The 25,494-nt window shown below is 65.5% G+C and carries 32 protein-coding genes and 1 pseudogene; 5 read left to right on the top strand and 28 right to left on the bottom strand.

Annotation, left to right across the window (positions count from 1 at the left end; translation table 11 throughout):
• Window positions 1-8 precede the first annotated feature (8 nt).
• Entirely contained in the window at window positions 9-896 is an 888-nt protein-coding gene (gene lgt, locus ACQUSX_RS15600) for a prolipoprotein diacylglyceryl transferase (RefSeq protein ID WP_428907890.1), read from the bottom strand.
• Between the two features lie 116 nt (window positions 897-1,012).
• On the opposite strand from lgt, the gene ACQUSX_RS15595 reads away from it, so the two are divergent.
• A complete protein-coding gene (locus ACQUSX_RS15595; RefSeq protein ID WP_428907891.1) occupies window positions 1,013-1,330 on the top strand; it encodes a metal-sensitive transcriptional regulator in 318 nt (105 codons plus the stop codon).
• A 10-nt stretch (window positions 1,331-1,340) separates the two neighbouring features.
• On the opposite strand, the gene ACQUSX_RS15935 is transcribed toward ACQUSX_RS15595, so the two are convergent.
• From ACQUSX_RS15935 to ACQUSX_RS15930, 4 genes are read right to left on the bottom strand one after another with little or no spacing between them, the layout of a single operon-like run.
• Window positions 1,341-1,502: a DUF8730 family Cys-rich protein gene (locus ACQUSX_RS15935; protein WP_165875491.1), complete on the bottom strand. Its 162-nt coding sequence runs from the start codon at window positions 1,500-1,502 to the stop codon at window positions 1,341-1,343.
• Between the two features lie 20 nt (window positions 1,503-1,522).
• Window positions 1,523-1,825: a metal-sensitive transcriptional regulator gene (locus ACQUSX_RS15590; protein ID WP_417554748.1), complete on the bottom strand. Its 303-nt coding sequence runs from the start codon at window positions 1,823-1,825 to the stop codon at window positions 1,523-1,525.
• Complete coding sequence (gene trxA, locus ACQUSX_RS15585) at window positions 1,822-2,196, bottom strand: thioredoxin (RefSeq protein ID WP_417554747.1); 375 nt, start codon at window positions 2,194-2,196, stop codon at window positions 1,822-1,824. Before trxA ends, ACQUSX_RS15590 begins: the two co-directional genes overlap by 4 nt.
• 4 nt (window positions 2,197-2,200) lie before the next feature.
• Window positions 2,201-2,332, bottom strand: a complete 132-nt coding sequence (locus ACQUSX_RS15930; protein ID WP_487250604.1) for a DUF8730 family Cys-rich protein — start codon at window positions 2,330-2,332, stop codon at window positions 2,201-2,203.
• 63 nt (window positions 2,333-2,395) lie between these two features.
• Here ACQUSX_RS15930 and ACQUSX_RS15580 point away from each other — a divergent pair.
• Window positions 2,396-2,848: pseudogene (locus ACQUSX_RS15580) on the top strand (DUF4395 family protein); the annotation flags it as partial.
• A gap of 120 nt (window positions 2,849-2,968) precedes the next feature.
• Here ACQUSX_RS15580 and ACQUSX_RS15575 read toward each other — a convergent pair.
• The 9 genes from ACQUSX_RS15575 to ACQUSX_RS15535 all read right to left on the bottom strand — a co-directional run bounded on the left by ACQUSX_RS15575 (window position 2,969) and on the right by ACQUSX_RS15535 (window position 10,010).
• Window positions 2,969-3,721 carry a sulfite exporter TauE/SafE family protein gene (locus tag ACQUSX_RS15575; protein WP_428907892.1) on the bottom strand — a complete coding sequence of 251 codons (753 nt, stop codon included), beginning with the start codon at window positions 3,719-3,721 and terminating at the stop codon, window positions 2,969-2,971.
• A gap of 1 nt (window position 3,722) precedes the next feature.
• Window positions 3,723-4,067 carry a DsrE family protein gene (locus tag ACQUSX_RS15570; protein WP_417554744.1) on the bottom strand — a complete coding sequence of 115 codons (345 nt, stop codon included), beginning with the start codon at window positions 4,065-4,067 and terminating at the stop codon, window positions 3,723-3,725.
• Window positions 4,064-4,360, bottom strand: a complete 297-nt coding sequence (locus ACQUSX_RS15565) for a rhodanese-like domain-containing protein (protein ID WP_417554743.1) — start codon at window positions 4,358-4,360, stop codon at window positions 4,064-4,066. The genes ACQUSX_RS15570 and ACQUSX_RS15565 overlap by 4 nt, the downstream gene beginning before the upstream one ends.
• A gap of 30 nt (window positions 4,361-4,390) precedes the next feature.
• Window positions 4,391-5,800, bottom strand: coding sequence for an MBL fold metallo-hydrolase (locus ACQUSX_RS15560; RefSeq protein ID WP_428907893.1), 1,410 nt, complete (start codon window positions 5,798-5,800; stop codon window positions 4,391-4,393).
• Between the two features lie 50 nt (window positions 5,801-5,850).
• On the bottom strand, window positions 5,851-6,681 hold the full coding sequence (locus tag ACQUSX_RS15555) for a hypothetical protein (protein ID WP_428929992.1): 831 nt from the start codon (window positions 6,679-6,681) through the stop codon (window positions 5,851-5,853).
• A 674-nt stretch (window positions 6,682-7,355) separates the two neighbouring features.
• The gene (locus ACQUSX_RS15550) at window positions 7,356-8,021 is read right to left on the bottom strand and encodes a class I SAM-dependent methyltransferase (protein WP_428907895.1); all 666 of its coding nucleotides are present in this window, start codon (window positions 8,019-8,021) and stop codon (window positions 7,356-7,358) included.
• A gap of 60 nt (window positions 8,022-8,081) precedes the next feature.
• Window positions 8,082-8,438 (bottom strand): hypothetical protein, encoded by a 357-nt coding sequence (locus ACQUSX_RS15545; protein WP_428907896.1) that lies wholly within the window; start codon window positions 8,436-8,438, stop codon window positions 8,082-8,084.
• Window positions 8,435-9,283 (bottom strand): cytochrome c biogenesis CcdA family protein, encoded by an 849-nt coding sequence (locus ACQUSX_RS15540; protein ID WP_428907897.1) that lies wholly within the window; start codon window positions 9,281-9,283, stop codon window positions 8,435-8,437. The genes ACQUSX_RS15545 and ACQUSX_RS15540 overlap by 4 nt, the downstream gene beginning before the upstream one ends.
• 7 nt (window positions 9,284-9,290) lie before the next feature.
• Window positions 9,291-10,010, bottom strand: a complete 720-nt coding sequence (locus tag ACQUSX_RS15535; RefSeq protein WP_428907898.1) for a DsbA family protein — start codon at window positions 10,008-10,010, stop codon at window positions 9,291-9,293.
• Between the two features lie 108 nt (window positions 10,011-10,118).
• On the opposite strand from ACQUSX_RS15535, the gene ACQUSX_RS15530 reads away from it, so the two are divergent.
• The 3 genes from ACQUSX_RS15530 to ACQUSX_RS15520 are packed head-to-tail and all read left to right on the top strand — an operon-like array spanning window position 10,119 to window position 12,045.
• Window positions 10,119-10,685 carry a hypothetical protein gene (locus ACQUSX_RS15530; protein ID WP_428907899.1) on the top strand — a complete coding sequence of 189 codons (567 nt, stop codon included), beginning with the start codon at window positions 10,119-10,121 and terminating at the stop codon, window positions 10,683-10,685.
• Window positions 10,682-11,071, top strand: coding sequence for a BlaI/MecI/CopY family transcriptional regulator (locus tag ACQUSX_RS15525; protein ID WP_428907900.1), 390 nt, complete (start codon window positions 10,682-10,684; stop codon window positions 11,069-11,071). Before ACQUSX_RS15530 ends, ACQUSX_RS15525 begins: the two co-directional genes overlap by 4 nt.
• Window positions 11,071-12,045, top strand: coding sequence for a M56 family metallopeptidase (locus ACQUSX_RS15520; RefSeq protein ID WP_428907901.1), 975 nt, complete (start codon window positions 11,071-11,073; stop codon window positions 12,043-12,045). The genes ACQUSX_RS15525 and ACQUSX_RS15520 overlap by 1 nt, the downstream gene beginning before the upstream one ends.
• A gap of 105 nt (window positions 12,046-12,150) precedes the next feature.
• Here ACQUSX_RS15520 and ACQUSX_RS15515 read toward each other — a convergent pair whose 3' ends face one another.
• The 14 genes from ACQUSX_RS15515 to ACQUSX_RS15450 all read right to left on the bottom strand — a co-directional run bounded on the left by ACQUSX_RS15515 (window position 12,151) and on the right by ACQUSX_RS15450 (window position 25,476).
• Complete coding sequence (locus ACQUSX_RS15515; RefSeq protein WP_428907902.1) at window positions 12,151-12,822, bottom strand: DUF3800 domain-containing protein; 672 nt, start codon at window positions 12,820-12,822, stop codon at window positions 12,151-12,153.
• A 20-nt stretch (window positions 12,823-12,842) separates the two neighbouring features.
• Window positions 12,843-13,643, bottom strand: coding sequence for an ArsR family transcriptional regulator (locus ACQUSX_RS15510; RefSeq protein ID WP_131493871.1), 801 nt, complete (start codon window positions 13,641-13,643; stop codon window positions 12,843-12,845).
• Window positions 13,644-13,927: 284 nt separating this feature from the next.
• The gene (locus ACQUSX_RS15505) at window positions 13,928-14,539 is read right to left on the bottom strand and encodes a prepilin peptidase (protein ID WP_131493873.1); all 612 of its coding nucleotides are present in this window, start codon (window positions 14,537-14,539) and stop codon (window positions 13,928-13,930) included.
• Window positions 14,536-17,529, bottom strand: a complete 2,994-nt coding sequence (locus ACQUSX_RS15500) for an AfsR/SARP family transcriptional regulator (protein ID WP_428907903.1) — start codon at window positions 17,527-17,529, stop codon at window positions 14,536-14,538. Before ACQUSX_RS15500 ends, ACQUSX_RS15505 begins: the two co-directional genes overlap by 4 nt.
• 17 nt (window positions 17,530-17,546) lie before the next feature.
• The gene (locus ACQUSX_RS15495) at window positions 17,547-18,071 is read right to left on the bottom strand and encodes a hypothetical protein (protein WP_131493927.1); all 525 of its coding nucleotides are present in this window, start codon (window positions 18,069-18,071) and stop codon (window positions 17,547-17,549) included.
• A 485-nt stretch (window positions 18,072-18,556) separates the two neighbouring features.
• Window positions 18,557-19,195: a hypothetical protein gene (locus ACQUSX_RS15490; RefSeq protein WP_428907904.1), complete on the bottom strand. Its 639-nt coding sequence runs from the start codon at window positions 19,193-19,195 to the stop codon at window positions 18,557-18,559.
• 5 nt (window positions 19,196-19,200) lie between these two features.
• Window positions 19,201-19,575 carry a hypothetical protein gene (locus ACQUSX_RS15485; RefSeq protein WP_131493879.1) on the bottom strand — a complete coding sequence of 125 codons (375 nt, stop codon included), beginning with the start codon at window positions 19,573-19,575 and terminating at the stop codon, window positions 19,201-19,203.
• A 3-nt stretch (window positions 19,576-19,578) separates the two neighbouring features.
• Window positions 19,579-20,025, bottom strand: coding sequence for a hypothetical protein (locus tag ACQUSX_RS15480; RefSeq protein ID WP_240740568.1), 447 nt, complete (start codon window positions 20,023-20,025; stop codon window positions 19,579-19,581).
• Window positions 20,022-20,444: a hypothetical protein gene (locus ACQUSX_RS15475; protein WP_131493883.1), complete on the bottom strand. Its 423-nt coding sequence runs from the start codon at window positions 20,442-20,444 to the stop codon at window positions 20,022-20,024. The genes ACQUSX_RS15480 and ACQUSX_RS15475 overlap by 4 nt, the downstream gene beginning before the upstream one ends.
• A gap of 134 nt (window positions 20,445-20,578) precedes the next feature.
• Window positions 20,579-21,466: a hypothetical protein gene (locus ACQUSX_RS15470; RefSeq protein WP_428907905.1), complete on the bottom strand. Its 888-nt coding sequence runs from the start codon at window positions 21,464-21,466 to the stop codon at window positions 20,579-20,581.
• The gene (locus tag ACQUSX_RS15465; RefSeq protein ID WP_428907906.1) at window positions 21,463-22,329 is read right to left on the bottom strand and encodes a type II secretion system F family protein; all 867 of its coding nucleotides are present in this window, start codon (window positions 22,327-22,329) and stop codon (window positions 21,463-21,465) included. The genes ACQUSX_RS15470 and ACQUSX_RS15465 overlap by 4 nt, the downstream gene beginning before the upstream one ends.
• The gene (locus tag ACQUSX_RS15460) at window positions 22,326-23,963 is read right to left on the bottom strand and encodes an ATPase, T2SS/T4P/T4SS family (protein WP_428907907.1); all 1,638 of its coding nucleotides are present in this window, start codon (window positions 23,961-23,963) and stop codon (window positions 22,326-22,328) included. Before ACQUSX_RS15460 ends, ACQUSX_RS15465 begins: the two co-directional genes overlap by 4 nt.
• The gene (locus tag ACQUSX_RS15455; protein WP_428907908.1) at window positions 23,963-24,793 is read right to left on the bottom strand and encodes a hypothetical protein; all 831 of its coding nucleotides are present in this window, start codon (window positions 24,791-24,793) and stop codon (window positions 23,963-23,965) included. The genes ACQUSX_RS15460 and ACQUSX_RS15455 overlap by 1 nt, the downstream gene beginning before the upstream one ends.
• Entirely contained in the window at window positions 24,793-25,476 is a 684-nt protein-coding gene (locus ACQUSX_RS15450; RefSeq protein ID WP_428907909.1) for an SAF domain-containing protein, read from the bottom strand. Before ACQUSX_RS15450 ends, ACQUSX_RS15455 begins: the two co-directional genes overlap by 1 nt.
• Window positions 25,477-25,494 lie beyond the last annotated feature (18 nt).

Below are 25,494 nucleotides of genomic sequence, written 5' to 3'. Positions count from 1 at the left end.
GGTCTAGGTCAGTTTTCGCGTGTGGCCGCAGACTGAGGACGTCGTAGAGATACGCGGCGCTCACTGGGATTGCGATCGATGCTCGTCTCCGGTGTGCGGTGGCGGACGGATTGGACCACGAACAGCGCCACGCCGAGTGCGATGGCAACGAACGACGCCCAGACGTTGGCGGGGATACCCCAGAAGCCGTCACTGGTCGGGTCGATGCGGATTGCTTCCAACCAGCTGCGGCCGAGGCCGTACCAGATGAGGTAGAGCGCGAACGTGCGACCCCATCGGAGGGCGATTCTGCGCTCGAGGAGCAGGATGATCGCGACACCGGCAAGATTCCAGATGATCTCGTACAGGAACAGCGGGTGAAAAAGTGTCCCGTCGGCGAGGCCGTCGGGGAACTTCGGGTTCGTTGGTTCGATCTCGAGTCCCCAGAGCAGCGTTGTCGGGAGGCCGAAGAGTTCGTGGTTGAAGTAGTTGCCGATACGGCCGATCGCTTGAGCGATGAGCAGGCCAGGTGCCAGTGCGTCGGCGAACGACCAGAGGCGGATTCCGGCTCGTCGGCATCCGATCCATGCGCCGAGCGCGCCGCCGATCAGCGACCCGTAGAGGGCGTTGCCGCCATCCCAGATCGCGAAGATGTCTGCGAGATTCGCGCCGGGATAGAAGTAGTCGCCGACGTGGGTGAAGACATGGTAGAACCGGGCGCCGATGATACCCAGCGGCACCGCCCACAAGGCGATGTCGATGACCACGCCCGGTTCTGCGCCTCGACTGGCGAGTCGCCGCTGGGTGAGGATCACCGCCACGATCATTCCCGTGATGATGCACAGGGCATAGGTGTGGATGGTGAGGGGGCCGATGGCGAACTGGGCCCAGTTCGGATCGGGGCTGGGGATACTCATGCGCACACCGCGCAACTATAGTCCCCGAGAGTCCGCATACCCACCTGGGTATGCGGACTCGTGGGATACTGAAAGGGCGTCGTCCATCAGGGACGTGAGAAGCAAGGGGTGCCCGAATGATTGAGACCATGGGAGCCAGCGTTTCCGAGGACACCGGCATTTCCGAGGAAGCCGGGGCAGCTCGAGCTGCGCAGCAGCGGAAAATCGTCAACCGTCTGCGTCGTGCTCAGGGGCAGCTCGCTGCGGTGATCACCGCCGTGGAGTCCGGTGGCGAATGCCGCGATGTCGTCATTCAGCTCGCCGCAGTCTCGAAGGCGCTGGATCGTGCCGGGTATGCGATCGTCGCATCCGCGATGCGCAATTGCGTGGCCGACCCGGAGAGCGAGTCGCTGACACCGGACGAGTTGGAGAAGCTGTTCCTCACCCTCGCGTGAACGACCGCGCCTACCGGTTGAACAGTCGGGCGAAGAACCCCGTGGACGGTTCGTTGGCGTGTCCGTCGCAGCGCTGCGACCGAGGGATGCCGCGCATCACCTGATCGACGTGCTGACCGCACCCCTTCCACGTCGCCTTGCCGCACTTCTTGCAGGTCACTTGGTAGCACATGGGGTCTCCTTCAATCGTTGCTACGAGAGCATCAGGAAGAGTTTTTCGATCTCTTCCGTGGTCATATCGGTCGGTTCCTTCTCCGCATCGTCGACGGAGAGGCACTCTTTCAAAGCATCGGCGACGATCACGAAGCCCGCACGGTTCAAGGCGCTCGTCACCGCGGCCAGCTGGATGACGACATCCCGACACCCCGCGTCGGCTTCGACCGCGGCGATCACCGCGTCCAGTTGCCCCCGCGCGCGTCGCAAGCGGTGCACCACGCGCCGCTGAGCGTCAGCGTCCGCTCTGCCGGCCGGAAGCGGGTCGGTGAGGACTGTCATTCCGATGCACCCGCGGAGGCCTCGTCCAGCTGCCGACGCACATCATCCATGTCCAGCCCGCGGACGGCGGTGATGACCTGGTCGAGTTGAGCCTCGTTGAGGGCCCCAGGTTGGGAGAAGACGATGATTCCGCTGCGGAACACCATCAGGGTAGGAATCGAGCGGATATTGAACACGGCTGCGAGCTCCTGCTCGGCTTCGGTATCCACCTTGCCGAACGTGATGTCCGGGTGCGCGCTCGATGCGGATTCGAACACGGGCGCGAAGGCGCGGCATGGGCCGCACCAGGCGGCCCAGAAGTCAAGAATCACGATATCGGTGCCCTCGATCACTTCGCGCAGTGCAGTGCCGGTCACCGTTGTGGTGCTCATCCGGTCACGCTGCCGTGTCGAGGTGACCGGGGCAGCGCTGCTCCACGGGAACTCCGTGGAGCGCTTCTTCCACGTGCTGCCCGCAGCCCTCCCAGGTGGCCTTGCCGCACACGTCGCAGGTCACTCTCGCGCACATTTCTGTCTCCTTCGTTCGGGATCATCGACAATCGTACTATACCCCCCAGGGTATTATGTCTTCATGCCTTCCCCCTCTGAGATGCCTGAACGCCCCACGGTCGGACAGTGGGTGACCGGAGTGGATGTGCCGGTCGTGAACGAGCGTGCCGTCCGAGCATCGGCCGGCATCCTGTTCCTCGGTGGCTTCGCCGCGTGGATATGGGCGTGGGCGACCGGGGACTTGCAGCCGATGCGTGCGTTCGGCATGGTCTTCGCGGTGGAGATGCTGATCCGGCTCGTCATCGGAACGGCGTACACCCCGACTCTGCTGCTGGGCACTCTGCTCACCCGCGCGCAACGTCCGGAATGGGTTGAGGCTCGCTCCAAGGTGCTGGCGTGGAGCCTCGGACTAGGAATGGCCTTGGTGGGATGCGTCAGTCTCGGCTGGCTCGGGCTTCCTGCGGTGATTGCTCAGACGATCTGCGGCGGATGCCTGCTTCTTCTGTATCTGGAGACGGCGTTCGGGTTCTGCGCGGGATGCGCTCTGGCGCGGCGCTTTTCGCGCCGCAAGCCGGAGCTGTGCGCGGGGGACACGTGCACCTACACGCCCCCGCCGCGGGGCTCGAAGCATTCAGTACTGGGGGACTGGCGACGTTCAGGTCAGAGGGATGATGGTCGCTACGAGGGTGACGACCGCGATGACGAGTACGAGCACGGCGAAGCCGATCTGCAGTCCCTTGCCCGGGAGCTTTGCCGCCAGACGTGCAGCCAGGAGCGATGCGATCATCGCGGGGATGGTGAAGGCCACGGTGAGGGGAACGTCGATGCCGCCGATGCTGGCGTGCGCGGCGGCACCGGCTAGCGAGTTCGCGACCGTCACGACGAGTGAGGTACCGATCGCGAGTTTCATCGGGAGACGCAAGAGGAGGGCCAGCGCAGGAACGATGACGAACCCCCCGCCGACGCCCAGCAGGCCCGTGAGCATACCCACGCCCAGTCCGATCAGAACGGCATGGATGAGCCAGCGAGGCTGCCGCTCCCCGCTTGATGCCGTGTCGGTGAGAGGCCGGAGCATCCGCACGCCCGCGACGAGCATAAGCGCGCCGAATCCGATCAAGAGCAGCGGTTGCGGGAGCAGGGCGTTCACGGCGGTACCCACGAGTGCTGCCGGAATTCCGGCCCCGCTCACGGCCGCCGCCACCGGCCAATCGATCCCGCCACGAAGGCGCGGCACTACTGCGGTGGATGCGGAGGCGATCGCCATCACGAGAGATGCGGTCATGGCATCCGCGACGGGGACTCCGACCAGACCGACGAGCGCGGGCACGGAGATGATCCCGCCCCCGGCGCCGACCAGCCCCATGACGGCGCCCACGACGATGCCGAGGGCGATGACGAGGGCGATCACCTCAGACGCGCACGTAGGCGGCGCCCGCCCATTGCTGCTCCGCAAGATGGACCACAGCCGATGGCACGACGGTGACGCCCTCCGTCAGCTGGTCCTGCTCGATACGTTCACGTTCCATGCTGTTGCCGCATGCCGCGACGTCGATCATGCCTCGGAGCGTGTCGACGAGGTCATCGTCGAAACCTGAACCGCCGACCAGTCCTGTCACGGCCGGGCCCTGCACAACCACGCGGATGCGGGCTTGGGGAAGCCCGTGTCTCGCGTTGCGAGCAACCCGCAGCGCGCCGGTGATGACCGCGGGATCCGAGCCGAATGCGTGGATGAGAAGCTCGCGCTGCCCACTCACGACTGCACCGGCCGGCCCGACTCGATCCACGCAGACGTGCCCCCGGTGACGTTCACTGCCCGGATGCCTGCAGACACCAGCGCCTCACACGCTCTGGCGCTTCGACGCCCGGATTGGCAGATCACATAGACGGCATCCGTCGTGTCGATCTCGGCACTGTGATCTCTCACCTCGCCGAGAGGGATGTTGCGGGCACCCGGCACGTGGCCGTCCCCGTACTCATCCGGCTCGCGCACGTCGATGACGACGGCGGAAGGGATGCCGGCAAGCTCGTCTACAGAGATCTCGTTCATGTCCACGCTTCTTTCACGACTGATGGATGATCAGGAGGCTACGGGTGTCTCCACCGGTTGGCCGGCGCGCACCCACCCGAGGTAGCTGCCTTCGAGCTCGACGACCGGGATCCCCGCTCGACGCAGTGCCTGGCTGGCGACGATGTTGCGGGCACCGCTCTGACAATAGGTGACGATCGTCCGATCCGAGGGAAGCTCATCGCTGTCCCACAGCACCCGCCCGGCGCCGATCCGGGTCGCACCGGGGACATGCCCGTCGGCGTACTCGCTCGCCTGTCGGACGTCGAGAACGAACGCGTTCTCGAGGTTCGCCACCGACTCCGGTGAGACTGTGTCCGAGGGCGCCGTGGGGAGGTTGCCGAGTGAGGTGACGAACCCCGCGTACGAGTCGATGCCGACCCGGATGAGGTGATCGCGGACTTCGATGGCCTGCGCCCCGTCGTGGACGAGGAGCAGCAGCGGGCGCTTCTCGCGTTCAGGATCCACCGCCCACGCGCCCCATGCCGCGGTCTTGCCTACAGCCGGGATCGCCAGCGCGCCCGGAACGGAGCCTGCCCTCACAGCGTCAGGGGTGCGGGTGTCGACAAATACGACTTCATCGGCATCGATGGCACCCGCCGCGCGGTTCGCGTCGAGTTCGACCAGGTCGGACAGCGGTCCGAGGACCGAGGGGCCATCACGATTCTCCCGCTTCATCCGTGCGAAGTATGCGTGCGCATCAGGCTGCCCGTCCAGAAGCTCTGCGACGAATCCGTCTCTGTCGCCGGCGGCGAGATACGGCCCCCACCAGGCGTGACGCCGTTCGTAGCCCACGGTCGTCGACGCAATGGCACCGAGTGCCTTCCCGCACGCGCTTCCCGCACCGTGCGCGGGGTGAACCTGCACGTGATCAGGAAGTGCGAGGAAGACCGTGCGCAGGCTGTCGAACAGATCCAGCGCGCCCTGGAATCGGGTGTCCACCCCGCCGGCGGCTTCGTCGAGGAGATCGGGTCGCCCGAGATCGCCGACGAAGACGAAGTCACCGGACAGCACGTAGCCCGGTTCGTCAGCGAACGCGCCATCGGTGACCAGGAAGACAAGGTGTTCAGGGGTGTGTCCGGGCGTATGCCGTGCCTGCACCCGGATGTTTCCCACCGTGATGATGTCGCCGTCATGCAGGCGGTTCGCGGGGAAGCCATATTCCCAGTCGATCCCACCCTCGCCGGAGACGAAGATATCAGCGCCGGTGGCGTGCGCCAGTTCGCGCGTTCCGGAGAGATAGTCCGCGTGAATGTGGGTCTCCGTCACGGCTGTGACGCGCAGCCCGTGCTTCTTCACCGCATCGAGATAGATCCCGATATCCCGTCGCGGATCGACCAGGACGGCGTCCCCCGTGGCCTGGCAGCCGATCAGGTAGCTGGCCTGAGCGAGATCCTCATCATAGAAGCGTTCCAACAGCATGACATTCCCTTCGAAAACCTCACCCCAGCATACCCCCAGGGGTATGCGTGTCAAGGTGACGGTGCGAGCGTGAACTCAGTCGCCCGCGTCGTCGCCATGAGAACGGCACCCGAGCGCAGCGCGAGTGCGGGCGCGGGGCCGGCATCGTCGACGAAGGCTGCGGCATCGACATCCCGCCTCATGTATCCGCTCGAGGCGGTGAACCAGACGCTGCCCGTGGTGGCCGACACCGGCTGACTGGCTGAAGGAACCTCGTCCTGCCAGAGCTCTCCCAGAGACGGAGAGACAGCGACCACGGTCCGTCCGGTTGGTGTGTCTGTGGTGAAGAAGACAATGTCCTCAGCCGGCGTGGAGAGTGTTCTCGCAGCAGGTGTGCCCGGAAGAATCGCAAGGAGCGCGCCGTTGTCGAACCGGTGGGCCGTGAACTGAACGCCGTCGGCCGTCGGCCACTCCAGGACGAGAATGTCGCCCGCGGGGATCGTCGAGTCTGCCGCAACACGCGCCGGACCGCTTGCCCCGGGTGGCGCTTCGGGCTCGGACTTCCACAGCAGAGGAGCTCCGTCAGCTGCCGCATCCCGCACGGCCACCCCAGTTGGCGTGTTCGAGGCCAGGAGTCCGCCGTGCGCGTACGCCGGCCGTTCGGTGTCGGGCAGGTCAAGTGCCTCGCCCGTGCGCGGTGAGAGCGCCGTCCCCGATGCCGGCTCATCGGTCAGAGCGCCACCCAGCATCTCGACTGTGATCAGGCCGAGGTCGGACATCCCGCCGTTCACGCTCACCGGCCCCCACGCCACGGCCCCGTCATCGCGAAACGCAGTCGCCGTGGTCTCTGTGGCGATGACACCGTCATGCAAGGCTGCGTCGGAATCGAAGATGACGAGCAAGTCTTCCCCATCGACTCGCGTGACAGCGAACCCCGTACAGGCAGGGTTCGTGCGTGCTTCCCATTGCTGTTCTCCGTCTGTCACAACGAAGGTGAGTTCCGCTGACTGTGCGCTCGGATAACGGACGGCCACAAGACCATCGCCGAACCGGGTGGGGGACCGATCAAACACAACGGTGTCGCTCGCGGCCGAGAACTCCCCGGCGGACGCTCCCAGCGGCTCGCTCGTGCATCCCGTCAACACCAGCACGGCGGCGACTGCTGCGCAGGCCCGTGTCAGGCGGCGGTTCATCGCTGATCCCTGTCGTGTCGGCCGCGCGGTGACCCCTGCTGCAGATTCTCGACAGAAGTTGCCACCCTGCGGTTCATGATGTGCGCTACTCTCAGCTGTATACCCACGGGGGTATGGAATCGGAGGGGTGTCATGCCCGTTATCGCTTTTCTTGGATCGACCGCTGGCCGCTGGGTGCGGGGCATCCTCGGCGTTGCTCTGAGCGCGGTCGGTGTAATCGCGGGCCAGTGGTGGCTGCTCCTGCTTGCCCCGGGTCTGCTCTTCCTCGCGTCAGCTGTGTTCGATTTCTGCCTGCTCGGACCGTTGGCGAAACTGCCGATGCGGGGCCCAGCATTCCGCGCGGCATGTGCTCGACCTCGTAACACGTAGACGACCCCTCTCGATCAGCTCGGGCGGCGCGCCAGCACGACACTGTCGATAAGCGTCGCTCGGCGCCCACCCGGACCGATCGCCTCGCGCTCGTTGAGTTCGCAACGGTCGACGTGCCAACCGTCGGGAAGATCCATGGTCGCGAGATCGCTTTCCGGGGTCGGGAAGCTCGCGGAGGAAGCGGATGCGGCGTCTGCCCAGGGGGGCGGCGCTGCGTGAGCCACGACAAGAAGCGAGCCGCCCGGCGCCACGAAGTCCTTGCTGCGTCGCACGATGTCCGACCTCGGGATCTCCACCGGCCACGAGTGAAGAAACGCCGACGTGACGAAATCGAACGTCTGCGCAGTCGTCCACTCGCTCAAGTCGGCTGCGACAAAACTGACAGCGTTGGCGTCCAGGCCGACACTCGCCGCGGCGGTGCGCGCTCTCTCCACAGCAGTCTCAGAGAGATCGACGCCCACCGTCTCCCACCCGCGAGATGCCAACCACACCGCGTCGCCGCCTTCGCCGCAGCCAAGATCGAGAGCTGATCCGGGTTCCAGGGACTCGGCGACCTCTCGGACGACCGTATTGACACGCCCTGACCACACGGCTTCCGAACTCGCGTATCGGGCCTCCCAGAACGCCTGTGCGTCAGAAGAATCTGCGTCCGTCATGGTTGGCTCGCTTTCTGTGATCATGCGGTGCCTCATCAGCTCACTGATGCGATGTCGTGCGAGGTCGCCGCGGATGTCGCGGTGTCACGGGATCCCGAGAAGGACCGGTGTGAACAGTGCCGCGATCCACACCGCGAGGACAATGAGCGCTATGAACAGCGCCCTCTGCACCCCCTTTCGGTGAGCACTGTCGCCCCACAGGTGGGATAGGGTTTCCTGCCGCATCGCTCGATTTGCTTCGCGGCGAATCACTGGGTCGTTCATGTCGAGGTGGCCTGACCGCGCGTGCGTGGCGATCGCCTCCGATCCTGCGTCGTCGTGAGGGTCGTTCGTCTCGGGAAGTTTTCGAGCCATCGTCTCCTCCTTCGTCTCCGACGGGCCGTGCGACCAGGGTAGCTCGATATACCCCATGGGGTACATCGAGCTGGTGCTCTCGGTCATTCCGGATCCCTTGTTGGGGCGGCGAGACGCTTACGGCGACGGCTCCACAGGGCGAGGATGAGGGCAGCGAGGATGAGGACGAGAGTGATATCGACGAGCGGGTTCGCCAACATGCTCGCGTTCGCCTGCAACCAGGCTTGAGCCTCGACGGGAACGAGTTCAGGTGCACCCACCAGGCCGTTCGTCACCCAGAAGAGGATGCCGACGCCGGTGACGAGCAGGCCGGTGATCACTGACGTCGTGTGCCACTCGCGACCGACAAAGGTGAAGGTGCGGCCGCGAAGCACCTGTCTCCCGCGAGCCCCGAGCTTCTGCCACAGCGCGGCGATCAGCAGCAACGGAACGACCATCCCCGCGCCGTAGACAGCCAGAAGCGCTCCGGCGGCCACGGCGTTGCCGCGGGTCGCCGCCAGGGTCAGGACGGCGCCCAGAATCGGGCCGGCGCAGAAGCCGGCGATGCCGCTGGCTGCGCCGAGGATCGCGGTCTTCGCGATGCCCGATTTGGAAGCGGCGCGAGCGTGGAGATCCGCACCTGACGGAAGGAGGCGGGCAGGGTCGAATCCGAAGCCCAGAGTCTGTGCGATACCCAGGGCGACAAGCACCACAGATGACACGAGAACGACCACCTGACGATGCGATACGAAGAGCGCTCCCAGTGCCCCGGCCCCGACCCCCAGCGGGACGAGAACGACGAGCAGACCTCCGTAGAAGATTGCACCGTGGAGCGCGAGTCGAGAACCGGTGCCGATCGTCGACGCAAAGAAGGCGGGCATCAGCAGTGCCGCACACGGGCTCAGGAGCGCAAGCACTCCTCCGACGAACGCGGCAACGAATCCGATCTCCACGGCGGCCTCAGCGCGCCGATTCCAGTGCGGCTTGGAACGCGTCTTCGAAAACCTCGGTCGGCTGTGCGCCGATGATCGGCTTGCCACCCAGTACGAACATCGGCGTCGACGTCGCGCCCAACTCGAGTCCGAAATTCTGATTCTTCGCAATCACCTCCGCTGTCGCAGGGGCGTTCAGATCTGTCGAGAACTTCTCCGTGTCCAAGCCCACGTCGTCTGCGAGAGCGATGAGCGCCTCTTCGCTGAGGTTGGCCTCTGTGCGGTGGTGTCCGTCTGCGAAGAGAGCGTGGTGATACTCCCAGAACGATCCCTGCAGGGCGGCTGCATAGGAGGCTCGTGCAGCGCGCTCGGAGGCCGGGCCGAATACGTTGACGTCCCTCACTTCGATCCGCAGGTCGCCGTTCTCCGCGTGTTCCATCATCGCCGGCAATGTGTTCTCGCTCCACAGCGCACAGAACGGGCACTGGTAGTCGGAGAACATGACGAGGACCACGGGCGCATCAGCTGGACCGGCTGCGAGGAGATCGTTCTCGTCACGACTCTCTGCAGTGGACAGATCAGGCCCTTCCGGGTTCTCCATCACGATGGGGCCCGTCGAGTCGTCACCTGCGCTCTCCTGTGGAGCGGTGAGCGAGAGCACGAGCGCGATGAGTATCCCCACGATGGCAAGAACCCCCACCGGCACCACCCAGACTGGCCACGGCCGGGGCTTCTGTGCGTTCGTCATGAGTGGACCTCCTGGTCGCAGAGTAGGTGGCAGTCGACTATCCAACATAGTCAACTATGTCAGATAGTCGACTGTGCAAGATAGTCGACCTCGTGTGATGATGGTTCCATGCAGCGCGCCGTCAGTGACTTCTTCCGGGAGCAGCGGGAGAGCCTGACACTCGCCGCACAGGCGCTTAGACGGTGGGGGCCGCGGCAGGTTCTGGCCTCGGTGATCACGGCGGTACCCGTCGTCCTCGTGATCGGGTTCGTCACCGTTCTGATTCCCAACGATGTGTTCGCTCGCGATATCCCGCCAGTGTGGTGGAACTGGCCTGTCCTGCTTCTCACGGCGGCCATGTCAGGAATGCTCGTTGGCACCTACGTGAAGGGTGACTCATCGGCCGGTGCAACCGATCCCGCTCCAGCAGAGGCCGAAGCTGATCGCAGTGATCGACGGAGTGGACGACTCGGAGTGGCCGGCGGACTGCTGACGTGGTTCGCAGTGGGATGCCCGGTCTGCAACAAGCTGGCGCTTCTCGCATTGGGGTATTCGGGAGCCATAGCATGGTTCGCGCCCTTTCAGCCTGTGCTTGCCGTCGTGGCGCTCGTCGCGACGGGAATTGCACTCGTTGCACGGCTGCGCGGTCAGGTGGCATGCCCGGTATCGCGACGTCGCGCACGGGTGGCGGCATGAGAAATCCAGCAGATGGACCCCGCGAGGTATTTCGCCTTGGTGCACTCGAGTCGCAGGTGATGGATGTGCTCTGGGAGCGCGGCCCCGCCACAGTCCGAGATGTCATCGACGGACTTCCCACTGACCCTGCGTACACCACGATCGCGACCGTGCTGGGAAACCTTGATCGGAAAGGTCTGCTGGTGATCACAAGGCAAGACCGGTCGACTCGATATGCCGCCCGCGTGAGCAGGCAAGAGCATGCAGCGGGCCTCATCGAGCAGGTACTGGCAGGTACGCACGACCGCGTGTCGTCGATACTGCAGTTCGTCGATTCACTGCCCGAGAATGAGCTCGACCTTCTCCGTGACTACCTGGATCGCCGCGACGAGGCTGGACGGCCGTGATGCCACTGACCGTCGCCGTTCTTCTCCTCGTGGGAGGAGCGGCCTTCGCAGTTTTCGGCCCGTGGCTGTTGCGTCGAGCTGCACCGGCGCTGGTCCGCATCCCTCGCCTAGCGATCGGACTGATCGTCGGCGGGATGCTCGTCTGGATCGGATCCGTACTGGCCATCGGCCCAGTGCTCGCCTGGGCCGGGTCCGGACCTGTGGTGCTCTCCGGGCAGGCTGCGGATGTCTGTCAGCGTTGCTTGGCGGCGGCGAATCCCTTCCTCGACTCAACGACGAGCTCGCTCGTTCCGACAATTCTCTTCCTCGCCATACCAGCGGTCGTCGCGCTGACCTTGGGTGTAGCCACGAGCGCACGGATGCTGCGGAATGCGCGCAAAGCGCGTGTCACCGCCGAAGCGGTTCGGTCGGGATCGGTTCGTACCCGCCTCCACGGTCACGAAGTCTCCGTCATCGACAGCGAGACAGTCCTCGCCCTCACATTCGCTTTGCGTGATGGCGGCATCGTCCTCTCCTCGGGCGCCATCCGCTCACTCGACCACGACGAACTCGCCGCCGTGCTGGAACACGAACATGCTCACCTGCGGCAGCGTCACCATCTGATATCTTCACTGGTCGACGGCATAGCTGCCTATCTCCGATGGGTGCCTCTCGTTGCAGCAGTCGCCGAAGCAATCCCTCACTATCTCGAGATCGCGGCCGACAACCATGCGCGCCAGGCCGTCGGAACCCCCGCTCTTGTAGGGGCCCTACTCAAAATAGCGAAGCCCTCTCCTGATACATCCCTCGACTCTCACCCAGCTGCGCTGCATGCCGCCGGTCCTGAACGGATCAGGCAACTCGTGCGACCAGGGGGCGGACTGTCCGGCGCAGTCCCACTGATCGCGATCGCGGCGTACCTGTTGGCCTTGGGCATAGTCTCCATTGCCATCCAGCTCCCCTACGCGTCCGCTGCGATCACCGGTTGCGTCTGACGAAGTACCCAGATGGCTGAGACTCGGCCCGCGGAATCAGGTAAGCTATACAAGCGGACCCGCCCAGTGAACACTGGCCAACGGGTCCAGCTTCTTTTTCCGGGCTTATACAGCGAGCGGGCCACCGTTCACGTCGACCGCACTGAGAGACGGGTACCACGGCCACGTGAACCGCTTCTCCGGCAGCTGCAGAACGTGCTGATAGCCGGCATAGGCGACGAGATCGGCGAACTGCACCAAATGGCTGCTGTGCGAGTGCTGAAACGCGGGATCCTCGATGAGGGAACGGGTAGCGAGCTTGAGCTCTCGGTGTGCCGCAACATAGCTACGGTCGGTGCCATCCCCATCCATGTATAGAATTCCGAGCTCACCCGCAGCCGTGAGGCGCTGATCCAGCCGGGTGACGAGTTCACCATAGACACGTGAACGTTCGTCAGCGAAGGCGCGCCCGCGCAGCGACGTCTGCGAATACACGGTCCCCACCGACAACCAAGGTGCTGCCGCAAGCATCCGGAACGCGTCGTCGACGACGAGCGACCGTTTCGCCTTATGGCGGTTCCACGAAGGATCGAGCGACGGATCGCCGCGGCCATTGACGAACTTGGTGGCATGCAGCTCGTAGGTCACCGGGACCTGCTGCTCACGAGCGAGACGATGCCGCCAGTCCAGCACTTCACGCAGCGCGACCTGCCAGTCGTCGATGCGCAGCTCCAGCCAGCTGAAGGTCGCGTAGCCGCTGCGCTCGGCACCAGAGTCGTCGACATAGATGAGCCGCACGGGCTTAGATGGTGGTGGGTTCATGATGTCTCCTGAGATTCGGGTGTCGCGTCCAGCGCTCGCTGCGCCTCACGCTCGGCGCGGGCGCTCGCGGCCTTCTTACGGCGGGCGGCGCGCGAGGTGTGGCCGTAGACGCCGGTGAGCGAGTAGTACATGTGTGTGGTGCTTCCTGTGGGTGAGAGTGGGGCGGGCCTGACATCCGGGCGACGCTTGATGAGGCGCTCCGCGAGAAGTTCAGTGATGCCTTTCTGCGCCGATTTTGCGCTGATCCCGTACCACTCGGGCATGTGTTCATAGGGGAGCCAGACCTCCTTGGTCTTCTTCGAGTTGGTCTCTTTCGCGATGACGAGCAGCATTACGAGAGCAGGGAGGGAGAGCTTGGCGAACAGGCCATCGGTCCAGAATTCGTCGGGGAGGGAGAAGTAGGCGTTGTACCTGTCTCGGCGCCCTCCGGGGACGTCGTAGTCTGCAGCGCCGTCCTCACGGCGGGGCCGTGGTCGACGCAATCGCCCTTCCTTCTTCGGCAGCTCCACTAGTCCGAGATCCGCGAGCTCGGCCCATGCGCGGGAGAGCGTCGACGGCGTCCAGGTGAGACCGCTCTTGGAGGTGAGTGCGCGGATCCAGATCGACCCCTCGAGGGGGTTTCGGCGCTCCTCCAGCCAGGGCCAGCAGGTGAGCAGGAGCAGATAGAGCAGCAGCGCTCGGTGCTTCCGCCCGTGCAGCATCTTCGATACCGTCGATGCTCTCGGGGCGCCACGCTCGGGCAGCTGGACGAGGATGCTGCGGATCTGGGTGTACCTCCTTCGGGACAGTGTCGTCATGGCCTCCCTCGTTTGCTCGGGAGTGGCAGTGGTCGTTTCGGAACTCATGAGGAGATCGAACCACATTCACCGTTCGCCACTCGGCGAATCGGCGAAGTCTCACTTGCCGTTTCGCACCACACAGTGCGACTCACCGCTGCGATTCGCCGTTGCGACTCGATGCGACTCGATGCGACTCACCATTCACGATTGCGTACAACCGGTGACCACTCGGGGGGGCCAGTTGCCGTCCGTGAGCAAGTCGAGGAACTGATCGCCCCGTTGCCGTCTGCGGCGTGTCGCGGCTAGGCCAGGATCAGTGCGGGGCCGGCGAGCATCGATCCAACGAGGAGAACTATGCCGGCGATCGCAAGGGACGGCCCGTGAGGGTGCTTGGCCGCTCGTCCACGAACGCGACGGGCCATGATCCTGACCGCGCTGATGACGAAGGCGATGGGGAGCAAGTACAACGTGAAGAGCCCCGCGTAGGGGGCGATGGTCAACGCGAGCGCGCCGGCGAACTTGATGTCACCGAATCCGCCGCTCTTGGTGAGCGCGAGAAGAGCGTAAAGAGATGCGAGGATCCCCGCTGTCACCCCCGCGATGACGAGAGGAGCGGCGTCGTGCCGCCACGCGGAGATGCCGATCGCCTGGATGATCCCGAACACGGCCAGTGCCCCGGTGAGCCGGTTGGGGAGCGTGTGGGTGCGCTCATCGACAACGGCGAGACGCGCGGAGCGGACCGCCGTGACGGCGACGACTACCCAGCCGTAGGCGGTGCCACCCAGGACAGGTGCGGCGGCGACGAGCAGGAGGCCGAGGACGGCAGCACTGAGGGAAATGAGCGTCCACGGCCCTGCGAAGGACCGCCGGGGGGTGTAGGCAGGTTCCAGCAGGTACGTGGACGGCTCGGTCACCGTGCTGCGAGCCCGGGGAGCTTTTCGTGGGCGTCATCGAGCAGCTGCTGGGTGGCGTCGTCGATCTCTGCGTCGACGCCGACGACTTCGAACATGGCGCCGACGATGGTGTTGAACGCGTCGACGTCTCCGGCGGCCATGGCGGTCTCGATCTCCAGCCGCCATCCGGCCTCGTTGAGGCGGTCGGCGGACTGGGCGATGCGGGCGGCGAGGCGGGCATCGTCGAACTTGCCGGTCGCGAGGGCGCGGTGGGTGAGCTCGTCGGCTGCGTCGAGGATCGCGGCGCGCATGGTCTCCTCGATCGGTCCTCGCCAGGCCCACCAGGCGCCGCGGCGCTTGAGACCGTCGAAGGGCTGGCCGCGGACGAGGCGGATGGCGCGGATCAGGTTCTCGTTCGGGGTCGTGCTGAGGTCGGGACCGATGAGGTCGCAGAAGTCGTGCCAGTCGGTGCGGATCTGGTCGTGGATGGTGAAGCCGGCGCTGCTGCGGCCCTCGGGGAGGAGCGGCTGACCGAACGGGTCATGGCCGAGTATGCGGCGGAGCTGCTTCGCGAGCTGGCGGGCGTTGTTGTTGTCTTTGGAGAACGTGTCGGGCCAGAGCTTCTTCTGCACGAGCGCTCCGGGGACGGAGGGGGTGTTCTGCAGGAGGAGGAAGGCGAGGAACTCGATGCCGCGGCCAGGGATCGCGTCCATGTCGACGTTAAGCGCATCAACGGGGCCGAGGAGACGAATGTAGGGAGCGGGCCAGTCGGGGACTTCCACGCTCGGCACGTCGATGTCGGCGGGCTCCTCGTCGGCATGCTCGTCGACGACGGCCACGGGGGCGTCTTCGGGGATCTCGACCGCCGTGGTGGCGACGGGCTCGGGGGCTGCGGGCACCGCGGCGACCTCAGTCGCTTCGGCGGCGGGCGTCAGCTCGTCCTCAGCCGTTGCGACGTCGACGGACTCGGCCGTGGTCTCGGCAGGCTCTGCCTCGGCCGCGGCATGGGCGTGTTCTTGCTCGAGGTCGACGGGCTGCGCTTCGCGGTCGGTGGTGGCGAACAGGGACCGCACGAGCTCCAGTTCTTCGCCCGCCAGGATCTGCGGGCGGAACGGGAGGGGCGGGAGGGCCCCGCCGCTGCGGTACTCGGCGTCTTCCTTCGAGGTCACCTCGACGGTGGCACCGGCTGCCAGCGCGGTTCCCTGGGCGATCGTGGCAATGCCCAGTCGCGGCATCCGTGCGACGAGCTCGGCGAGATCGTCGCGGAGGGAGCCGATCGGAGTCTCGGCCAGGATCACGATGTGCGGCGCCCAGGTCTCGATGTCGGTGGCGCGCGATCGCGCCTCGAGCACTCCGCCGACGCCGTAAGAGTCCAGAGCGTCCCGACGGTCGTCGAGGTCAGCGCGGAGGTTGCGCACGAGAGCGGGGATGTCAGCGACCTGGTGGATGCGGATCCGATCGAGATCCCGGGCCAGCGCATCGTCGAGGCCGACGAGGGTGACCTGGATCTCGTCCGACCACGGGTTCGTCGCGAACTCGCACGCCAGAGCGTTCAGCATCCCTCGTGCGATCTCTTCGTCGCCGGTGACGTTGAGGGAGCCGATCTGCTCGAGGTCCAGCAGCACGTAGCCGCCCTGTGCGTCCGTGCCGATGGTGGCGAGGGCAGGGTACGGGGACACGGTGGGGCGGTCGGGGGCCTGCGCGCGGCCGGGCCGCACGATCCAGGCGGTGCGGTCCTCGTGCATCGACTCGAACGGTTCCGGCAGATCCGCGGGCGCGGCCAGGTACAGGGCCACTTCATCGTCGGCAACCCGGACGGCGAGCAGCTCGGGCAGCTGCTCGCCGTTGTCCTCGGCCCATGCCTGCAGGGTGCGCAGGGCGTTGTCGACGTCGGTGACGCCGATGGGGTTCTCCACCATCCGCATCTCCAGCTCGAGGTCTGCCACCTCAGGCTCTGGCAGAGCAATCCGCTCTCCCTTGACGCGCTTGCGGCGCTGTCGTAGTCGGCGCGCTCCCAACGCGCCTAGAAGACCGGCTACGAGCAGTCCTGCGATGCCTCCGGCCGTCATCAGAGGGATCGTGATGTCGGCCTCGTCGGCTGTCTCTGACGCGTCGTCGACGGCGGGGGCTTGCTCAACCACCGGGCGGTCGATGGATTCACCCATGCCGCGCACGTCCGTGGCTTCACCGGCGCCAGCGCCTCCGCCGGCACCTCCGCCAGCGCCTCCCTCTGCACCGTCCAAGACCGGCGCATCTGTCGAGGGAGCCTGCACCGACTCGTCAGGCGTCGGCGCCGGCGTCGTCGGCGCGGGTGCCTCTTCGACCGGAGCCTGCGTGTAGACGCCGGGGATGCTGAGCTGCCAGCCGGGGAGGATGAGATCCGGGTCGGTCAGGCTCTGTCCGTCGGGCTGCCCCCCCAGGTTCGCGTTGAAGATCTCCACGAATCGCTCGCCCTGGCCGTAGTACTGGACGGCGAGATCCCACAGAGTGTCCCCGTCGACGACCTGGTGCACCACCTGCTGCTGCTCAGGGGCCGCAGGAGGGGTCTGTGCGGCCTGAACCGAGGCCATGGCGCTGGACAGGTCCAGCGGGCTCGCAGAGGCGCCCACGGTGCCGACCGAGTAGGAGTCTGCTGACGCCGGAGCGGGGGCGGCGAGAGCCCCGGCGCCACCGGCGAACATGACCGCGACTGCGGCGATCAGACCGGCGGCCAGCTTCTGCTGGTTACGCAACACGGCGACCTTCTTCGTGGTCTTGCGTCCGCCCATCGCGGCGACGAGCTCGACGAGGAAGGGGATCGCGAATGCCGCCCACAGCACCCAGATGACCAACGGCAGGATCTTCGTGAACATGATCACGTTGCCGTAGTCGGGTGTGAGGGTGACGATCGCGTGCCACTGCTCAGCGGTCGGGAACGGATTCCCGGCGAGCGCCACGAGGGCTGCGGGGATCCCTACGAGGATCCCCGTGAGGAGCAGGAGCGCGCCCGCCCCGGTGAGCAGCTTCTTCATCGTTCGTTCCTTCCGGTTCAACCGCCGAAGGTATCGCCGTCCTGTGACACGTTAACGGACTGCAGCTCACCCACACGGACTGTCGTCGACGTCGTCGTGGTCGGCATCGCGATCCGGCCAGACTGTCCGCCACCAGTCCACTCAACCGCCCACGTCGACGTTGCCGACAGGGTGAAGGTGCCGCCATCGGACTGGTGCTGGTACCGGAATCCGCAGGTGGGCGAGTCGACCGCTGCCTGGTTCGCCATCGCTGCAGCGTCGAAGGGGGTACCCGCGCCGCAGCTGAGGCTCTGTCCATCGCCCGAGGTCCAGGTGAGCGACTGCACGCTCGCGGTTCCAGAGACTGTCACACCGCCATACGTCGCGGTGCGTGAGATCGGCCCCCACGTGCTCTCCGTCGGCTGATCAACCCACAGCCAGACCGGGATACCCACCCAGGTCCGTCGGTACGGAGCCGTGCCTGCAGGGTCGTCCGAGTGCACCTTCTGCTCCGGCGCCATGCCGATCTCGATCGGCTTCAGGACGAACGTGCGTGCCAGCATCCCTGCCGCCTGAGCGGGGGTGTACCGGTTCACACCGGGAGGAGGCGTCTCACGCCAGACGCTCGTGCCGTAGCAGAGGCGACCGCCGCAGTCCGCGGGCTCGATCGGCAGGCAGGAGTACCAGGCACCTACGCTGGCGTCACGCCCGGTGGGAGCAGGGCGCTGCGGGTCATCCAACGTCCAGTAGCACTGGATGTCGTTCGCCCACCAACCGCCGTCCTTCGAGCACGGAACCTCTCTCGGCTCGCCCTCCTTCGGCGTATACGTGCAGGTCGTCGGGCCTGGCGTGAAATCAGCCGGCCCCGTACCTGGAGTCTCCGAGCCCGGGCCTCCGGGAACCTCTACCTCGACATCACACACGACCTGACCCTGCGAGTTCGTGTGACAGTTATTCGCTGCGGCGGCGGGGACCGAGAGGGAGACAGACACCGCGATCACGGCCGCGAAACTGACAAGGACTGCTGCGCCGCGACGCGCCCATGTTCTCAACACAGCGGCGCCCCTTCCATGCCCGTCATCTCAGTCGAGTTCGATACGAACCAGCCTTCAAAGTCCGGGCTGTAGAGCATCTCGACCTGGTACGGGAAACTGCCCTTGGGGATGTCCGTGTTCTCGACGCCCTCCAGCAGGAACGTCGTACCGGTGTTGTCGCTGCATCCGAAGAGATTCACGGCTCCGAGTGGATCGACCTCGCCATTGCTCTGGTTCGTGAGGGGAGCGACATAGGACAGAGCCTCATTGGCCTGCCATCCGAACGGCTCCCCTTCCACTGAAGTCTTCTTCTCGATCTTGTTGTTGTAGGTGTCCTGCATGATCGTCTCCATGCGGGTTCCGGGCCAGACGAAGTTCACCAAGTAGTCCGGCCCGAGATCAGGGTCCGCCATGAAGTCGAACTGCGCCTGCTGGAAGGCGATGTACGCGGTGTTCGCTGCAGCGACGGCTTCGGCTTCGTCCTTCGGCGCTGCGACGGGCGCCTGGGTCGGCACTCCGGTCGGCTCCGCGGTCGGCGTCGCGCTCGCCGTGGGTTCCTTGGTCGGCGTCGGCTCGCTGGGCGTGCATGCCGTGAGCATCATCGCGGTGACGGCGAGGACTCCGGCAATGGCGGTTGCTGTGCGGCGGTTCATGATTCTCAGTTTCCGATCAGTCGGGCGGAGCCGGTTGCTTCGACGGGGATGGACGGGAGTCCGATGGGTCCGAGCATATGAGGCTCATACGTCATGTTCACGGTGACGGAGACGGTATCTCCGGTGACGGTAACGGTCCCTCGGACGTCTGCGGATGCGAGGTAGTTCTGTGCGGCGGTGGCCGCCATCTGCGTGGAGAGGTCGAAGGCGTCGCCGTTCGTGCTGGTGCCGGTAGCGGCGTTGGTCCCAGCTCGAGCGGCGCTCTGCGCGATGGTGAGGGCCTGCTGCAGCGTCTGCATCTTCCCGAGGGAATCGGTAGCGAGGCCGGCGAGCATGACGAGGACGATGAAGATCATGACGTACCAAGTGAGGAACTTCACGGGTCACCTCTCTCGGTAGGGGTCGACGGGACTGTGAGCGGTCTTCTCGATGGTGAACGTGCCAGGGAGAGGGATGCCGGGCATCACGAGGTCACCGGTGGAGACGGTGCAGGTGATCGTGGCGGAGACGGTTCCTGCTTCGCCGAGGCCTGTAGTGAGACCGTTGCCGCCAACTCGAACGTCCAGATCGGTGCACTGGACGTTGTCGCCGAGGACGACCTGAGCTGCGGAGATGGCGTGCGGGACGGCGTCGCCGGCACGAGAGAGCGAGGCGTCGCGGGCTGCAGCGTAGGCGGCAGCTTGGACGGTGTTGTTCACGTATCCGTGTCGACCGAAGAGCAGGATGAGGCTGACGAGCGCGACTGCGCCGATGCTCATGATCGTCCAGCCGGGGAGGTCTTCGAGATCTCCCCGCTCGTCACTGAACAGTTTTCTGAGGAAGGTCTTCATGGTGCTGGCACCCACCTCTCAACAGGTCCAGTGAGTGTGTACGTCGCAGGCGGGATCAGGCCGCCGGGGATGACCTCGGTGGCCTGCCCGGTGATCGTCACGGTGACAGACTCCGCCGTGCGGTTGACCGTCACCACGGGGTCGCGCAGCGTGCCCGGCATGGACTCGAGCAGCTGGATTGCCGCTGCCTGTCCTGCTTCGGGCGTCGACTCGTACGAGCGGGCGACCGTGTAGGCAGACTGGGCCGCGATCTGCGCGGCGTTGGAGGCGGTGAACCAGACGAAACCCTGGACTCCGAGCAGCAGCAGGAACATCGTGCCGATGATGAGCACGACGGTGCCAGCCCACCCGTCTTCGCGCGAGAGCTTCGCGCGAAGACGGGTGAACCATCCCTGCTGCTGTCGGATTCGCATGGTCATCCGGGCAGCACGCTCTGGATGTAGCTGAGGCCCCACGGGCCGAGGAAGCCGATGATCGCGAGGCCGGCGAGCACGCCGCCGACGATCCAAACGGCCTTCCAGGGGATTTCATCCATGATGTTTCCTTTCGTTGGTCAGATGGTGAACAGGCTGTAAATCGGAGGGAGCAAGACAATGAGGATGACGGGGAACAGCGTCATGTAGACCGGGAGTCCGCTGCGCTTGGTGATCTTCTTCGCCGCGTCCTCATCGGCCGCCTCGACGAGCGTTCGCAGATTCTGATCGGTGGCGAGCAGCTGGTCGCGAAGGCTGACCCGAGCTTCGGAGAGACGCATCGTGCGGCCGAGCTCGATCAGTGACGGGATCTCGATCTGAGCGCCGAGACGCTCGATCGCGTCCCACTTGGTCGTGCGGGTGAGTTCGGCCCGCGCGTACTCTCGGCGGATGCGCCGGAACACCCAGGTATCCGAGACGGAAGCGGCATCGTTGAGAGCGGTGTCTGCGGTGGTGCTGCCGAGCAGCGCCACCGCGACGAGCTTGAGGTAGACGCTCACGAATCGGGTGAACTCTCGGCGGGCAGCTGCCGCACGGGCTTTCACCTGCCCGTCGGGCATCATCCACATGATGAGTGCAAGCACGGGGCTGACGAGGAGGGGCAGCGGGAAGGGCTGTCCGGTGAAGACCTGTGCGAGGAGCGACAGGACGACGGGTGCGAAGAGGCCGAGGATCGCGAGCTGGAACTTGCGCGCGAAGAATCGGGAGACGGGGATCTCCAGAAGGTCGAGATCTCGGGTGGGCGGCGCCAGGAACTTCACCTGCGGGAGGTTCTGTGAGAGCCAGCTCCCGATCCGGTCCCACTGGGAAAGCGGAGGGCTGCTGATGGTGGGGGCCACGGATGCTTCGCCGAGACGAACGAGTGCATCGCCTGCTCGGACGGTGCGCGGAGCCAGGACGAGGAGCGTGATTGCGAGTCCCCCTCCGACCAGGAGGCCGGGGACGGCGGCGATCAGTGTGGGGTTCATGCGCCGACCTCCGTCGAAACCGGGGCGCTGAGGAATCGAGGCTCCGGGGGCACCCGGGTGATGGCGCGCGCCCAGACCATCAGCCCGACGAAGGAGCTGAGGATGAGACCCAGCGCCACGCCTCCGAGGGGAGTCCGGTAGAAGTCCATGTTTCCGGTGCCAGCGAAGAAGACGAGCATGACCAGAGTGATTCCAACGATCCAGGTCATCGAGATCATCGTCTCGCGCGGCTTCTTCCGCTCTCCCTCGATGAGGATCTTCTGCTTGGCGGTGGCGCTCAGGCCTTCCGAGACGCTCTCGAGGGCTCTCGAGAGGCCGCCGGCGTTGAACTCTGCAGCCTGGATCAGGTAGATGGTGACCTCGTCGGCATGGGAGTTGTCCAGCTCGTCAGCGAACGCGCGAAGGGCGTCAGCGGTGGACCAGCTGGAACTCATCCGCGTGTAGAGGCGGTTGACCGGCGCCTTGAGCATCTGAGGCACGCTACCCTGGGTGATCCCGATGACCTCTCGCAGAGTGAAGGCGCCGGTATCTGCTGTGCTCGCGAGCGATCGCGCCCAGTTCTCGAGGGCGAGGATGAGGTCGCGTTCGTACGTCGACGGCTTTCCGAGGAGAGCCGGCACGATCGTGATCGCGGCGGGGACGACGATCACCATCACCGGGAAGCCGGAGATGATGGCGGCAATAATCCCGAGGATGCCACCGACGATGAGACCCGTCTTGGTCTTCTTGCTCACCTGACCCCAGCGGGTGCTGAGAGATGGCTTTGTCGGCGCCTGCTTCGGAGGCGCGGGGCGGAAGTAGAGCGCGACCATGATGAGTCCGCCTACGAAGGCCACCCCGGCCAGAGAACTGCCGAGGATCATCCGCGGATCTCCTTTTCCCAGTCGTACCCGGCGCGCCGCAGGGGCCCGTCGAGTTGGGGAGACGGATCCTCCGGGTTGGTCCAGTCCTTGATGTTGGGGTCGTACTTGAACAGCTTCGAAGCCATCGGGAGGCCCTGGTCATTGGGGCGGACTTCAGCAACCTCGGTAACGACCCGTCGCCGAGTCCCATCGGGGTTCTCGAGCTCGCTGATGTAGAGAATGAGATCGAGACTGTCCCCAATCCGATTCATGGGCACAGTGTCATCCGTGAGCCCTTCCTCGCTCATGAGGACGATCGCCAACCGGCGGATTGTGTGGTCCGCACTCCGCGCGTGAATCGTGGACATCGATCCACGTCCTGCTTCCATCGCTTTGAAAGCGACGGGCCCCTCGGGGCCTCGGATCTCAGCGAAGAGGATGCGCTGCGCGCTGGAGCGAACGGCGAGCATGAAGCACTGGTCGAGAGTGAATCCGGCTGCACTGTCGGCGCCGGCGGACTGCGGCGGGATGTACTGCAGATCCTGCACCTGCCAGTGTCGCTCAGGGAGCTTGTTGAGGTACAGCTCCCTTTCGGTCTCGATCGTGACGATCTTCTCCTCCGGCCGGATGGTGGACATCAGCGCACGGAGCATCGTCGTCTTTCCTGCACCGGGGAAGCCAGCGACGATGACACACAGATTGGCGCGGGACGCCGCGGCCATGAAATCAGCGATCTTCTGGGAGATGGTCCCGTTAGCCACCATGTCGGCAAGCTCGATGTCGACGAGGTTGTGCTTACGGATCGTGAGGTTGGTGTCGGAAGTGATCCCGACACCCGTCGCCGACAACCGCGCACCGCCGATGTCCAGGTCGAGGTATCCATTCGGCTTGGTGAACGTGCGTCCTCGGTGCGACGCGATCTCGGCGATCAGGTCTTCGAGGTCTTTGTCATCTTCAGCGATCGGGCTACGTCGTTCACGGATTCCGTTGGTCTTGGTGACCACGACGTTCGCGTATCCGACAACGGAGACGTCTTCCACGTCAGGCTCGCGGAGGTACTGCTGCAAGCGGCCATAGCGGTGGGCCTGGTCGAAGATGGCCTGTGTGTAGTGGGCCTTCTTCAGATCCGTCCAGTCGTGATCTGAGCCCTTCGCACCAGCGATGCGGGTGGTGTACCGGTTGATGATGACCTTGATCTCATCGATGGTGCGCTGCTCGAACTCATCTTCCGGATCCGGGGAGGCGGTGGCGACGTCGAAGGAACGGCGCGACCGGCCGATCGATTCGTCAGCCGCGGTGAGCTCGCGAGTGAGCTGCTTGACGATGTTCCAGTCCACCTGCAGGTATCCGTCGGCGCGGATGGCGGCGGTCTCCCGGCGGCGAGAGCGTGCGCGCAGCTTCTCCTCATCCGGTTCAGTTTCGGTCGGGTACGCGGCGGCGAGGTCGACCGAGTTCGCGTACACCTGCTCGAGCTGTTCGCTGTCGGTGTCGTCGACGAGGTGCAGGGGCGGTCGGCCTCCGGTCATCGCTGCCAGCAGGTGGTGGTTGCCAGAGGTCGGGGCAGGCTGCACGGGAGGGGTGGCGCTGCTGCTGGGGCTGAGCATGTCGCCGAGGAACGGGCGGGTGGCGATCTCGATATCGGGCTGGTCGGTCATCAGCTGACGCTCCTCTGATCGCGGTGGCGCAGCACCCAGAGATCCTGGGCGACACTTCGGATGGCCCGTCGATACGCGTTCTTGTTCGGCTTGGGGTCGGGGCGTCCGTGTGAGAAGACGGCGGCGCCGTCCGGGTCATGCGGCAGCGTGGACACCACGGGGAGAACATGGGTGCCGAACTCCTTCGTGGAGACCGCTTCTGCTGCAGGGGAGGTGAGCAAGGTCCAGTAGCGATCGCCGGCGAAAGCACGTGCACGCTGATTGATATCCGGCAGCTCGAGCCGACGGTAGGCCCTGTTGAGATCGATCATGGATGAGCTCGCCGTGACGAGAACCCAGTCTGCGGCGTCGAGAAGAGGCAGACGAGGGTCGTCGACGTCCAGGTGACCGAGGTCGATGATGACGTCGATGCCGCCGTCGTCGAGGCCGCTGAGCAGGCGCGGCAGCTTGTTCCACAGGCCGCGGACGCCGTCGACGATGGCGTAGTTCACGAACCCGGGAATCACCCAGAGCTTGTGGCCGTCGGGGATGGACGGGATCGGCATGTCGGGGATCGGCGGCAGATCGTGGACGGGGATCGCGATCTGGTAGTCGCCGTCCAGGAGGTCTTCAGTGTCGAGGGCGTTGCGCGCCAGGGCGAAGGCGAGCTTTTCGATCCCGCCGTCGGTGGTGCGCAGGTTGGATCGGAAGAAGCCGGCCATCAGCGTCGAGACGGCGCTCGTGTCGGCCTCGAGCAGGAGGACGGGTCGCGGCCAGTGCACGGCGAGTGCCGTTGCCGCGGTCGTGACCCCGGGGGCTCCGGCGAGGCTGGTGAGGGCGATGATGGCCATTACTTGTCCCCCGGTGCGAGGTAGAGAGCAATGGAACCGGCAGCGCCCTTGCTGGTGACCCCGGGGGCTGCCTGGGTCGCGACGTAGACGTCGACGACGACGTCGTTGCTGTTGGGGATCGGGCGCACCTGGGAGACGACAGCGGGGATCGTCTGGTCCGCGATGACCTCGACATCGGCAACGCCCTGCGCCGGAACGGGAACGAGGATGACGTTGTCTCCAGCGGTGAGCTGCTGGGCGGGGAGCCGACCTGGCTGCAGCGTGAGTCCGATGAGCGCCTTGCCGTCGGGGACGGTGAGGGCGGTCGTGGTGGAAGTCTCGGTGATGAGGCCGCCCGCCGGAATGTCGACGGAAGCGATCGTCCCGAGGATGTCATCCGCCTTGGTGGCTGAGATCGCGGTGGTGTTCTGCCCCGCGGCGATGGAGATCGTCGTGAGGTCGTCCTTCTCGATCGTCTGGCCGCGGGCGATATCCCCAGCGGCGACGAACACCTGAGTGGCGTTGCTTGCGGCTTGGAACATGAAGATTCCGCCCAGTGCTCCGAGGAGGAGGAGAGCGAGTGCGGCGAAGCCCCAGATCCCGGAGCGACGGGTACGGACAGGTTTGACGGCCGAGGAGGCGTCCTTGGATGCGGGGGCCGCGTCCGGGGTGCTCGGGGTGAGCGGGGGTGCCGTGATGGTCACGTCGTGTCCTTCCGTGAG

This window comes from Microbacterium alcoholitolerans (genome assembly GCF_050408615.1).
Classification (GTDB): Bacteria; Actinomycetota; Actinomycetes; order Actinomycetales; family Microbacteriaceae; genus Microbacterium.
This window is presented reverse-complemented; position numbering and strand designations above follow the sequence as displayed.